General features: G+C 40.4%; 4 protein-coding genes. All 4 read left to right on the forward strand.

The features are described 5' to 3' along the window. The first annotated feature begins 108 nt into the window (after positions 1–108). The 4 genes from EFD62_RS01720 (at position 109) to EFD62_RS01735 (ending at position 14,053) form a co-directional block, all read left to right on the forward strand. Positions 109–8,757: an S-layer homology domain-containing protein gene (locus tag EFD62_RS01720; RefSeq protein WP_128705649.1), complete on the forward strand. Its 8,649-nt coding sequence runs from the start codon at positions 109–111 to the stop codon at positions 8,755–8,757. 209 nt (positions 8,758–8,966) lie between these two features. Next, the gene (locus tag EFD62_RS01725; protein ID WP_069194586.1) at positions 8,967–10,190 is read left to right on the forward strand and encodes an FprA family A-type flavoprotein; all 1,224 of its coding nucleotides are present in this window, start codon (positions 8,967–8,969) and stop codon (positions 10,188–10,190) included. A 403-nt stretch (positions 10,191–10,593) separates the two neighbouring features. Further along, the gene (locus EFD62_RS01730) at positions 10,594–12,759 is read left to right on the forward strand and encodes an immunity 26/phosphotriesterase HocA family protein (protein WP_128705650.1); all 2,166 of its coding nucleotides are present in this window, start codon (positions 10,594–10,596) and stop codon (positions 12,757–12,759) included. Between the two features lie 157 nt (positions 12,760–12,916). Continuing rightward, the gene (locus tag EFD62_RS01735) at positions 12,917–14,053 is read left to right on the forward strand and encodes a YcjF family protein (protein WP_069194584.1); all 1,137 of its coding nucleotides are present in this window, start codon (positions 12,917–12,919) and stop codon (positions 14,051–14,053) included. Positions 14,054–14,055: the final 2 nt, after the last annotated feature.

The raw sequence follows: 14,055 nt of genomic DNA on the forward strand, positions 1-14,055 counted from the left end.
GAACAAGTCTCCACCTATGCGTTGATACCTTTTTGAGGGAGAGAGATTTTTCTTGAAAGGAATTCCCATAAAGGGTTAATTATAAATCAAAAATTCAGGAGGAGTACAATGAAAAGAGTAAAACGAATTTTAGCAAGTGCATTGGTATTTATTATGCTGCTATCCATGCTGCAGCTAAACACCATTACGGCGTTTGCAGCCGAGGAAGCCAATGCGGGTGATGATGGCATCGATCTAAGCGAATCCGATGCTTTTGACGCTTTGGGTATAGACACATCGGATATCCCTGCTGATGTGGACCTCAACAGTACGGACAATCCATATGGTCGAAACACCTTTATACAAAACCCTGTATACGAAGTGATTGTACAGGATGCGGAACATGGAAGTTTGTTCGGACACAACAAACCGTTGGGATTAAGACCTATTGATGTGATTATTGGAGCAAATAAAGATGAAGATAATCAGATACTTGAGATTCCGGACGAATATAAATCAGGTGTTGTCAAAACGGTGGCAGGACACTTCAATAACAACAAGGATGCTAAAAAGGCAAATTTTGTAACCGTTGCGATAAACGATGTAGGCAATAAAGCCGGCGCCTATTTGTATTTTTCGAAACTGAAAGACAGCAATCCGGGGAAAACAAAACAGCTCGTTGCCCCTGGGAAACTGGGGATTTTAGGTCAAGATGAGTCATATTATGAGGGACTTGGTCTCATGATGCACAACTATGTTCAGATTGCAGTTGGGGATTACGACGGAGACGGTGTGGATGAAGTGGCCGTATACGTTCCCGAGAGTGGAAATCATCGCATAGATGTTTATGACCTCCAAATCGATGACACCTACAAACCGGACGATGCGGATAATTATTTCCTTAAACCTGAAAGATGGGATTTGGCATGGAGCTACAAAATGGGTGAAAACCTCAATATGGTTTCCTTTGCAACCGGCGATTTCAACCGCGATGGAGTCGACGACTTGGCTGTAAGCTACGGTTTGCTTACTCCTTATCAAATTACGGATGACCGCAACAATTATGTCGACAGCGGTATTGACAAAAGTACCAGCAGCTTTAAAGTTTTTTACGGTGACAGGATGAACCTGTTTTATTCCAATGTGACATTAGAGACTCCCGAAAAACTTGTGCGGGCATCCGTTACGGCGAAAGATTTGACCGGCGACGGCGTTCCTGAACTGGTCATAGGCGGAAATCAGGAAAGCGATATAGACCAAAAAGACAATGTGAATTTTACCCACTTCAACAGCCGTCATTTGGCTATTTATACTTTTAGCAATGCAACAAACAAATTTGATCTTTTAACATCACAGAATTTTAATCTTTTTGAAAAAGATGAAAAAGGTAATTACATATATCCTTTCATAGCCAGCCACCGAGACAATAAAAAGGAACTGTTTTACAGCCTTCCACTATTGAAAGCCAACTTGGCTGTAGGCTATTTTGGAGGTCCAGTTGATGTTCCTTACATATATCTGGACAGTCTGTTGTTCCAATACACTGAACAGGGATTGAAATTGGTTTACTCTATGGACGGTCATCGAGCCGATCACTCCCAAGGGTTTTACTTCCCTATATACCTCGAAGGCAATAATATGGAAAGTCGTGATTTCGACAAACCGCGTTTTTACATGGAGTATGACATTGTGGTAGGAGATATGACAGGAACAGGAAGTGAAACAGCAGCTGTTCTGTTGAACGCCCCAATGTTTCCTAAAAATAATTACAAAACTGCTTTTAAGTGGGTAAACGATCTGATGAATAAAAGCAAACCGAACAACTCCTCGGATGCAAACCTGCCGGAAGCGGTGATGGTACGTTTTCTTTCCATTAATCCGGATAAATACGACTCCAACAATATACAAGATGGCTGCTTTTTTGCCTATGACTACAATTGTTTTTACAAGCCGGGTATACGTTACGATCCAAAAGGAGAAAATAACGGACAACAATTAGGTCTTCCTCTGAATAGATGTGCCAGTGTTGTTCTCTGCGATACCGACGAAGACACCACTTATCTCAGTTATACCGGACAGCACGAGGTTATTTATTCTGACCCCAAGGTTTTAGCGGTGCTTGCTTCTACACCTTATTTCAAAGATTTGGACCGGGATGATTTGAGCGGTAGCATGATGGATTCACAAACTTCCTATTCCAGCTCCAAGGGCAGCGGAAGCGGTTCAAGTGACGCGGTGTCTTTCACTTTGGGTGCATATGTTTCGGGGAGATTGGGTAGTGAAGTAGCATGGTTTGAATTTGATGTAAGCCTGAGCTATGGATTCTCTTATGAATGGGTCAATAGAACCACCAAAGAGGAGTCGGTTACTTATTCCACTTTAGCAGGGCAAGACACAGTGGTGTTATACTCAATTCCTGTAGAAGTGTATTATTACAATGCTTATTATCCAGTTAAAAATTCTGCCGGCAAGATTGAAAGATATGATAAGCAAACCGTAACTGTCAACTTTCCTCATAAACCTGCTATAAAAACCATTGCATTAGATAAATACAAAAAATTGACAAAGGATTATCCTGCTTTACCGGTTATTGGTGATGACGTGTTGACATCGACACCGGGTGATCCGTTCTCTTATCCGAAAAGCTCCACCAGCTTCAAAAATTCCATTGTTTATTCCGGTGACTGGTCTGGCGTGGATTATGGCAACGGCAGTACGACCCAGGAAATTTCCATTACCGATGAACATGAAGAAACCTATACCAACAGTGTATCTCTTGAGTTTAAGCTGGGTGGTGGCGGTAAACACAAGTTGGGTGAGACGAGTGGGGGAATCGTCGGCAGCGTAGGAGGAGATTTCTCGCACTCGACATTCACTTCTGTGGGAAGCTCGTATTCAGGAACTATTTTCGATTTACCGGCTGAAGCCGAGCCCTACGGCTATTACTTCGCCTGGAAACTTTTAGCTTACACAACTGAAATTAACGGAGTGGATGTTCCTGTAGTCAGCTATCTGGTCACAGACGTAAGACGTCCACCGGAACTGCCTGATGACTTTGCACAGGATTATTCCAAAACCACTTCAGACTCAATAGGTCTTTCTTGGAGCTATCCTGCCGGAAAAAGTATAGCAGGCTTCCAAATTTACCGCTATTACGATTTCCCGGAAGGCAGCGGTAGTTATGAAGAGGATTATATTGATGCTTCGAAATATACTTCTGTTACTTACGACGACAACGGAAAACCCGTATATCATTATGAATATCTGGATGAAGAACTTGCCCCCTATACGGAATATTACTATCAGATTCAGGCAATTCGCTCGGTGGTACCACCTTACAGTATATTGAGTAAGCCCATGAAAGCCAGAACCAAACTTGGCAAGAATGAGCCGACAATAACGCTTAACGGCGTTCAGAGAAGCTTGGTACCGGAATACGATACCGACGGCAACTTGATTGGCACAAAAGAAAATTATACTCTCCAAGTATATCCTGATACGGCAAGCACTGTTTCTGTTTCGGTTAGCGAACCCATTAACAAGACATCCAAGTACCAATGGCAGAAAAAAGGCGAAGAAGGATGGACGGACATCAAAGGTGCAACGTCGGAACAATATCGGTTTAGCAATTCCGGTTATGGCCATGCCGGTGAATATCGTTGCAGGGTCAATTATGTTTACAATGATACTGAAAACAATGCTGCCTATTACATCACCACGTATTCGGATGTCTTCACAGTTGAATATGTAATGCGACAGGCGCAGGTGATTTCTTTTGCTGCTGATGATAAATCTAAAACGGTTTCTATTACGTTGAAATCAAAACACAAAAATCATTTTTACGCGCCGACCGGTACGGTGACTTTCCGTATTGAAGGAAAGGGTTATGATCAGACTTTCACTGCAGTTTTAAAACCCAACACGGAAAATTATACTTCGACGGCTACATTGAATTTGGCAAGTACGGGTGAGGATGAATATGGTGCTAATTTGCTGAAAGGAGCCTATAGAATTTCCGCATTTTATTCCGGAAGCCGTGTATTCCAGGCTTTGGATGTAGAAGAAAAGGTTTATTACGTTGTGGGAAATTCTGACGGATATTTCTTGAACCTCGACAAAAATTCGTATTATTATGGCGATCCCATCAAATTTGAATTACTGCATGTCTACTCGGCTGGAGATAATCAAGTTGTTGTGGAACCTGCAACGAATGGTGCCGAATACAAATTCTACTACAAGAACCCGAAGAATGATCCGATTTGGCTGGAAGATCCTTCGTTCAAACTTGACGACAAGAGTTTTGCGTCGACAAGAACCGGAACTATTTTGGTGGAAGTCTATATAAACTCTGTTATGGTAGAATCATGCAATTTCCGGGTTGAACCTCGTCCTATTACTATCGGGTTTAAAGGAGAGTTCTACAAAGTTTACAGAAATGCATCACCGGTCGAATTGGACGATGTGGTGGTCAAAGAAGGAAATTTGGTTTTTGGTGATACCATAAACAATCTGAATGTGAAATTTACCTATTGTGATAATCTGGGCAAAGAGATAGCAATAAACAATGATACTTTGCCGGGTACATATCAGGTTAGCGTCACTTCTGAGAATACACCAAATTATGCTGTTACTGGTGAATCTACTAATTTATACATTATGAGTACCAGGTATGATTTGACCATTATCTCGGAAAAACTGGACGGCGAAATCGTGGGAACGGTAGAACTTGTTATGCCCTCAAGCTTGAAATTGGATAAAGGTGCTGTTGTTACTGCGGCTACTACCAATGTCAACAACCAATGGCATGAGGCATCAGTGATTCCGGGAGGCACGGATTTACTTTTTAAGGCAAGTCCGCAAAACGGTTATCGTGTAGTAAGCTGGACAGTAGAAACGCCAAACGTACCACCAACTACTTACATGACGGATTCCAATTTATTTACTTTCAAAACCTTTGCCAGCAATACCGTTGTGAAAGTCAAGTTCGGTTATGCGCAAAACCGACTCTATTACACTTCTTCCGGTATTGGGGGAACTGTAATTCCGAAATACTCCGGTATTAAAAGTGGCAGTATTGTGCAGCCCGGAGCGTCCTTAACGTTCCTTGCCGAACCTGCACAGGGATACCATTTTGTAGAATGGATTCTCTCCGGTAATACAAAATCCAATTTTAAAGGAACTATCGACCCGGATACAGGAAAATATTCAGCAACTATTACCATGGGTTCAAAAGATACTATTTTAACTGGTGTATTCGAAAGAGACAGTTACACCCTTGATCTTTCGGAGGGGCTTGTGGCGAACTATACAACACAGGACGATACTGGAAGCTATGTGACAAAAACTGCTGAAGGAAGTATAACTCTTCGCGGTGACACGGAAATCACAGTTGCTCCAAAGCCCGGTTACAGTGCTGCTTCCGGTGAATGGCTTGTTAACGGGGAAAGTGTCGGAACTGGACTTGGGAGCTATACATTTGTTTTGAAAGAAAACACCGCTGTTGAAGTTCCTGTTACACGTGGATCTTACAAAGTATCTTTAGAGATATCACCCAAAGATGCGGGCAACAAAGTAAAAGCTACTGCGAACGGCATTGCTACTGATTTTTCCGGTGGTGAAAATATATCCGGCGGTACAAAGCTGGTATTTACTGCACAGCCGGCACGCGGATACATATTCGACCACTGGACAATCAATGGCAGCGAAGCAGGAACAGATTCAGTTCTGACGGTACCATATTTGACCCGGGATATTTTGGTTGAAGGTGTCTTTGTTACTGACCCGGTTTATCATACTGCTACCATCACTGCAGGTAATAACGGTTCTCTTGAATATACCGTCCGTTATTTAGGAGAAGGAAACGAAAGCAGTTTTAAGGGAAAAATAGATGCAGGCAGAACTGTTCAATTAAGTGTATATTCAGAAGATGAATTGTCTATAATGGCTTTGACTGACGATGATTATATGCTGCGCAGCTGGATGGTTAACGACGAAATAATTGACAAAGACGTTGACAATGACGTTGTTGACATAGTTGTAGACTACGCCAGCAGAATGCTCTCATGTTCGAAAATTACAGGCGATGTGAATATTAAAGCACGATTCGTACCAATCAGTGTCACTGAACTTAATTTCTCCGCAGCAGAATTTGGATTTATTTCAGCTTCTTATGACGGCAAAGAAATCACCAGTGGTACATTAATTAGTAACGGTAGGAAACTGGTGCTTACGGCAGAGCCGGTTCACGATCTTGCGGAGAGTCGTATGGTTGATTATTGGACTTACAACGGTGAAATTATAAGGAATGAAGACGGTACACCGTTTGTCGGTGAAGTTATGGAAATAGGTGCGTTTTTTGGAGAAAGCATGGTGGATTACAAGGTGTTTTTCACAGAACTTGTGGAACATGAAATAAATATTGATGCAACCGATGCTGATGTTGATTATGCTGCCAGTCCGTCTAACTATTCACAAAAAACTGAGGATTCAGGGGATGTACATTATGCTCGACAAGGCAGTAAGATTACTTTGGTTGTAACACCCGATGAAGGATATCGCTTTGATTCAATTACTGTAAACGGTACCCAATATCAACCAGATGAAGATGGAATATTCCGATTAACTGTCTCACCTTTGACTGAAAATCTTGACATCAAAGCAGAGACAACATACCTTCACACAGTAACGATTACGCCGCAGGATGTTGCGGTCGAGAAGGGAAAATCTATTGAATTTACAGCAGCTATTTCGGGTATCGACAATCCGTCCCAGGATGTCACTTGGAGCGTTAGCGGAAATACCAGTAGCGGCACATATATCAGCAGCGACGGCAAGTTGACTGTAGGAGACGATGAGAATGCAACAGAGCTGAAGGTAACGGCGATATCTGTTGCAGATCCGGATGCGTCAGCAGATGCAACCGTAACGGTAATAGAACCGATTCGAGTAGTTACTGCCGTAAAGATAACTCCCGAAACGGCTACGGTTGAAAAAGGCAAAAGCCTGAGCTTTGGTGCTGTTGTAAGTGGAATAAATAACCCGTCGCAGGATGTCACTTGGAGCGTTAGCGGAAATACCAGCAGTGGCACATATATCAGTAGCGACGGCAAGTTGACTGTAGGAGACGATGAAACTGCAACAGAGCTGAAGGTAACGGCAACATCTGTTGAAGATCCGAATGTGTCAGTAGATGCAACCGTGACCGTAGCAATATTGTATACAGTGATATTCAGCAAAAATGGCGGAGATACTGAGGCTAATCCCGGCAGTATGACTGTGATTGCTGGAGAAAGCCTAGGAACACTTCCTAAGAAGCCGACGCGCTCAGGCTATACCTTTATGGAATGGAATACTAAAGCTGATGGAAGTGGCATAATCTTCACGGGAAGTACACCTGTAGTTTCTGACACAACCGTATATGCCCAGTGGAAGAAAAATACCTCTGATAAAGGAGAATCCAAAGGTGGTTCAGGATCTTCAGGAGGTAGCAGTCCATCAGGAGGTGGATCTTCAACAGGCGAGGGCTCTTCACCAGATGACATTGTTTCTCCTGAAGACAGCGTTCCTGCCGGCGATGGTAACAAAGTTATTGTTTCCGATGGCAAGGTAACTGTCATATCAACAATTCCTTCGACAGTGGATCAAAACGGCAAAGCAACAGCAGAAGCTCCGCAGGAGCAGATGAACAGCGCTGTAAATAAGGTAATTACGGAAGCAAAACAAAGTGGAAGCACTCCAATTATCGAGATTAATGTAGAAGCTCCGACAGATTCAGAATCGGTGGAAATCGTTATTCCAAAAATAATTCTGGAGTCAATCGTTGCTAGTGGTTTAGAAGCCTTTACTATATCTACTTCTATTGCGGAAATTACCTTTGACGCAGATGCTTTGAGCACCATGGCAAGTGAGGCAGTGGACGATGTCAGGATTACAATATCGAAGAAAAATGCGGAAAACCTTAGTGAAGAAGCAAGACAATTGATTGGAGACAGACCTGTATTTGATTTTGGTGTAATTAGCGGGGATAAGGTTATCTCTCAGTTCGGAGGATATGTAACAGTTGCTGTTCCATATACCCTCAAAGCCTTGGAGGATGTAAACGCCATTGTAGTTTACTACATCAATGAGATAGGAAAGCCGGAGGTTGTGAGCAATTGTGTTTATGCTCCTTCAACAGGAACTATAAGCTTTACCACAAACCACTTCTCAAGGTATGCGGTAGGCTATAACAAAGTAAGCTTCAATGATGTGCCGGAAACTGCATGGTATAGTAAAGCGGTTACCTTTGTAGCGGCAAGGGGTATCTCCGTAGGTACGGGCGACGGCAACTTCAGCCCTGATGCAAAGCTTACCAGAGGGCAATTCATAGTAATGCTGATGAAGGCCTATGGCATAGCACCCGATATGGATCCGAAGGACAATTTTACAGATGCCAAAGACACCTATTATACCGGCTATCTTGCAGCGGCAAAACGTCTAGGCATATCCAGCGGTATTGGAAACAATATGTTTGGCCCAGACAGGGAGGTTAGCCGTCAGGAGATGTTTACTCTTCTGTATAATACCCTCAAGAGTATCGGGAAACTTCCTGAGGCATCAGCGGGCCAATCCCTGTCATCCTTCGCGGATGCGGGGGATATAGCTCCATGGGCTAAAGAGGCCATGACGTATTTTGTGGAAGTAGGCTACATTAACGGCGACAATGGCAAGCTTTTCCCCACCGATACTACCACTCGGGCACAGATGGCACAAGTACTATATAACTTGTTTGTTAAATAAGCATTAGGAAAAAGAGGCTAAAAAAGGGCTGTCAAACAGTGAATTGACAGCCCTTTTACCATAAAAAATCCAGATAACGTATTAAGCTCGAAAAACAATATAACTTTGTGATATTATTAGTTTAAGACATTAATCATGATTTTTTTGATATATTACCCCCTAGTGTGGGTAAACAAGTTGTGATATTATGAATTCAAGGAGGATGAAGTATGAAGAAGTTAAAAATTGCAGATGGAATACACATGCTTACCATGAATGTTGAAGACATACTGTTTGAAGGAATATGGGAGATTGCAAATGGAGTGTCTTTAAACTCCTATATAGTTCAGGGAGAAAAGACTGCGATAATTGATGGTGTAATCGGATGGGATGGAATACCCGAAACTCTTTATAGAGATTTGGAAGACATAGGTGTTGATCCTAAAAATATTGATTATTTGATTGTTAATCATATGGAACCGGACCATTCCGGCTGGATTTCAAACTTCCGAAAAATTAAAGATGATTTTACAGTAATATGTACTGATAAAGCTGCAAAGATCATAGCTTCCTTTTATGGTGAGGACAAGATAAGGATTGTGAAGGAAGGAGATACGCTAGACCTTGGAAAGGGCAAGGTGTTGAGTTTTCATCCGGTACCAAACGTTCACTGGCCAGACACTATGTACACCTATGAAAGAGATACAAAAACTCTCTTCTCATGTGATATGTTTGGAGCATTTGGAAGGATGGAAGACCACTGTTTTGATGATGAGCTGACACCTGAAGAGATAGACTTCTTTGAATCTGAAGGAATAAGGTATTACTCCAATGTAATGATAACTTTTACACCTAGCCTAAAAAAGGCAATTGAAAAAGCAAGACAACTGGAAATAAGTACTATAGCACCTGGACATGGTCCGGTTTATAGAAAAAATCCACAAAAAATTATAGATGATTATTCTAGGTTTTCCCAATACGCCGAAGGGTCAGGCAAGAATGAAGTCACTATATTGTGGGGTTCCATGTATGGAATGACTAAAAAAGCAGTTGATTATGTCGAAAGCATACTTCAAAGAGAAGGCATCAAATATAACAAGCTGCAAATGCCACTGGAAAGTGATAGTGAAACGGTCGCAACTGTTTTTAAATCTGCAGGGATAATTATTGGAGCACCTACTTATGAGTACAAACTGTTTCCACCGATTGCAGTAGCTTTAAATGAGGTTGGCAGAAAGAGGATTACAGGTAAGGTGGCAATTAGATTTGGGTCCTATGGATGGTCCGGTGGCGCAGAGAAGGAACTTGCTGAAATAATTGAAAGAAACAACATGAAATGGGACTTTGTTGAATCGGTGGAGTTTGAAGGAGCTCCAAAGGATGAAGACCTTGTTAAGGTAGAAGAAAAAGTATTAGAGTTTATAAAAAAAATGAGGGAGAAGGTAGTAGAATAATTTTTTATGAATCGCAAATAGTTATATTAGTTATGACTGAGATCGTAGGGCTGCTTCTTATGGGGCAGCTTTTTTGTGACTTTTTCTTATTATGATATTGCTCTTCTCAAGAGGAAGTGGTATAATCAAATTTATGACTTATCTGATAAAATGTATAACTAACCACTTTAACTATAACGTATTTAAGGTAGAATGTCAATAGTAATTTTTAATATCCTTGTATCTATTGTCCTTTTGGAGGTGATCTTCTTGTCATTTGAGATTATGAATGTATTCTCATCGTTGATACAGAAGCAAGCAGAAGAAGGAAAAAGTGAGGTAAGAAAATTTTTCTAGAATCGAAAAATTTTCTTTGAACTGAGGTGTTATAATATAAATATATAAGCGTGACCTATAAGGGGGAATGAAGATTTTGTTGCCAACTAATATGAATGAAAAAGCTCTTAAATTACTTAAAAAATATTATCACGGTCATGAGTTTTCAAATAAGTCCTATGGACAATACTCTACGGAGGATTTTGAATATTGCAAGACCCATGGTGTAATGTTCGAAAATCTTGCTATATCCCATCACGGCATAATTTCAGAAATTAAGAAAATCATTGCCGATATCAATATCGATAATGTGGTAACGGGTTTCCTTTACAGCCTATCATCCGGAGACAAGCAATATAGAACTGCTCTAGCGAGCTATGTATACGCAAAGAGCCTTCCGGACCACAGTTATGAGCCGGAGAAGAATTATTGCCGTGTTTGCGGATTTCGTGGGGGAGAAGGTGCAGATGACAATACAATCGTTACAATAGATTTAAACGAATATAGCTATATGAGGTTTTTCGGAGGAACCCAGGATTTGGGGGATATTGCTTATGTATTGCATGATTTAAAGGAATTTTTGAAACTACCCAAAGTGAATTTCAATGAAAAAGATATTTTTATATTGAACAGAATATTCGGGTTGGCAACTAGAATTGGAACCGGTAATAGGGTTATTGCCCTTCAAAAGCTCATAACCAAAGAAAAGGTTTTTCAAGCCTCCAAGACTGAAATTGATACGATATTAGGCATATTGAGTATGTGCGGAGTTTTTCAGACTGAACAGGATAAAGGGTATATATATGAATATACCAATAGTTCTGACAGAGGGTTTGAGCATGAATGTGACTTATATTATCCTCTCAATTGGTGGAGAGGAAAACATGGTGTGAATTACTCTGCAGTCAAAGAAATCTTTGGCCCGTGTACCGGGAACATGCTGACAGAGGATAAAATGATAGCCTTTGATGATGCCTCTATAAAAGGGCAGGAGGAGCGGATAAAGACAACAAGGAAGATTAAAGCACAGAAGTATTTTGAGGAGGACAAGTATTTAATTGAGTTTAATCATGGGGAAAGACCATATTTTGCACTTGATGAGATTGACCCCTCATGGGAAAAGGTAACGATGTTTTCTACTACTTATAATATTCATAAGAGGACTGTATTCTTTTTTGATAAAGACATAATTAGAAAAATTATTTATGAGGAAATAGTAGACGACAACGGAAAAGAAGGGATTGTAAGAGATTCTTATTCGGAACTTAATACGGAAATAGTTACTAAGAATAGGAATACAATTTTGCCAAAGACAGAGCGGGGCAGAGAAAAAAGTCTAACCCCCACCAATGCAATGAATGGCGGATTTACGGAATGTCATTTTAATATAACATTTGCAAACGATAATTATCCTTGTCATATGTATTGTGCAAATGCCAGGAACGTTCAATATCTTCATTTCCTAGGGCATGAAAACATTAGGAATAATAATGATTTTAGAAAATATGTAGAGGAATATGTGTCGAACAGTCCTAAAAACCATATGGAAAGAATAAAAAGAATACGCAATAGCAAGCATGTGACCGTTAAGTTTACAGCCGGGGACATATTCAGGGTGGAGTTTGACTACAGGCATTATGGCTATGGAATTATCTTAGGCAAAATCCGTCAATTGGAAAAATGGGATGAGATTCCGAAGGAACATGTATTCAGAAGGCAGATGACTCAACCGATTATATTTAGAATGTATGACATTGTAACGGAGGATGGCAATCTTAAAAAAGAAGACTTGCAGAATATTGAATTACTTCCTTTAGATATTGCACAGGATAATGAAATTATTTGGGGAACTTACCCGATTATTGATACTAAGACATTGGAAGAAAAAGATATTGATCTTCCTTTTATGATTGAGCCATTAAAGGGAAGTAAGAAAGATAAAGTGAAAATTACATGGGGAACTTCAATAATAGAATTGGATGCAGAAAAGATTCCTGAATTATTGAAATACAGAACGGATTTCTATGGTGTGAGTCTATGTATGAATTTTGACTATTTGCTTTCAAAACATGGTTATAGATCGGATTCATATACTGATTTATCCAAATACATACATATTGCGGAGCTGAAAAGAAAATTAGCTGAATATCTTGGTGAGGATGAGAATTTTGATATGGACGATTTTGCAAAAAGGTTTGGTGGATTAACCAGAAAGCAGTATATTGAGCTTGCGTATGAAAGATTTAAGAAGTAGGGGTAGGATGGCGAGAGATTAGCCATGGTCATTGTCGTCGAAGGATAGCAAATGAATAGATTTTAACGGTGAATTATGATATATTTTATTCAAGCTAGATAGTGAGTACTTAGAATTATCACATGAGAAAAATTGATAATTTAGATGGAGAAAAAATATGCATATAGATACAGACAAGATGGCACAGCAGTGTATTGATGCCATTAGTGATAAGATAAAGAAACTAAATACGCTTAATATTATTGTTGTTGGAAAATCAGGTGTGGGAAAAAGTACCTTGATTAACAGCTTATTTCGCGGAAATTTTGCCGAAACAGGATTAGGCAGACCTGTGACATCGGAAATCAGAAAAAAGGTTAAGAAGGGATATCCCCTTGCTATTTATGATACACCGGGATTTGAACTCTCCAGTGGACAACAGAGCAAAGTCAAGGAAGAAATTCTTGAAATTATCAGCAAGGGAGCTGGATCAAAAGATGTTAACGATGCTATTCATTGCATTTGGTACTGTATAAATGTTGGGGCAAATAGAACTTTTGATGAGTCGGAAATTGCATGGCTTAAAGAGTTTACTGCTAGGAATAAAACAACACAGGTTCCGATAATCGTTGTCCTTACTCAAGCTATTCCAAAAAAGAAAGCTGCTGAAATGAAGAGTCTTGTAGAGAAAGAGAACCTAGATATTGCAAAAGTAGTACCTGTTCTTGCACAAGATATGGATTTTGATGAGGAGTATATTGCCAGGGCATATGGGCTGGATCATTTAATTGATGTAATGACAGAGGTGTTACCCAACGAATTGCAACACACTCTTCAGAACATTCAAAAGGCAAATTTAGAGTCAAAAAAAAAGGCTTCACAGGCAGTAATCGCAGCAGCCGTAGCGGGGGCTTTCGGTGAAGGTTTTGCACCTTTGCCTTTTGCGGATGCAGCACTTCTTGTGCCTACACAGATTAGTATGATTGCAGGCATAACGGTAATTTTCGGATTAGACATTAGTAAGAGCTTTCTTACATCCTTTGTTTCTTCAACTATTGGAGCTGCAGGTGCTACAGTGCTTGGCAGGTCAATTGTATCCGGATTGCTGAAGCTTATTCCGGGAGTAGGAACGGTCGCAGGGGGATTGATATCCGGTACAACAGCCGGTTTGATTACAACAGCTTTGGGTGAGGCATACATAAAAATCATGGAGATGATATATAAAGGCGAAATCAGTAAAGAGGATTTGTATTCTGATGATGGACAAAAGACAATGACTCGTTTGTTTAAAGAAGGATTAAAAAAGAAGAGATGATA

Source organism: Acetivibrio mesophilus, from assembly GCF_004102745.1.
Lineage (GTDB): Bacteria > Bacillota > Clostridia > Acetivibrionales > Acetivibrionaceae > Hungateiclostridium > Hungateiclostridium mesophilum.

Bases quoted from the DNA above. Each gene is read 5' to 3' on its own strand.
- EFD62_RS01735 (WP_069194584.1), top strand. From the start codon at position 12,917: ATGCATATAGATACAGACAAGATGGCACAGCAGTGTATTGATGCCATT.
- EFD62_RS01720 (WP_128705649.1), top strand. From the start codon at position 109: ATGAAAAGAGTAAAACGAATTTTAGCAAGTGCATTGGTATTTATTATG.
- EFD62_RS01730 (WP_128705650.1), top strand. From the start codon at position 10,594: ATGAAGATTTTGTTGCCAACTAATATGAATGAAAAAGCTCTTAAATTA.
- EFD62_RS01725 (WP_069194586.1), top strand. From the start codon at position 8,967: ATGAAGAAGTTAAAAATTGCAGATGGAATACACATGCTTACCATGAAT.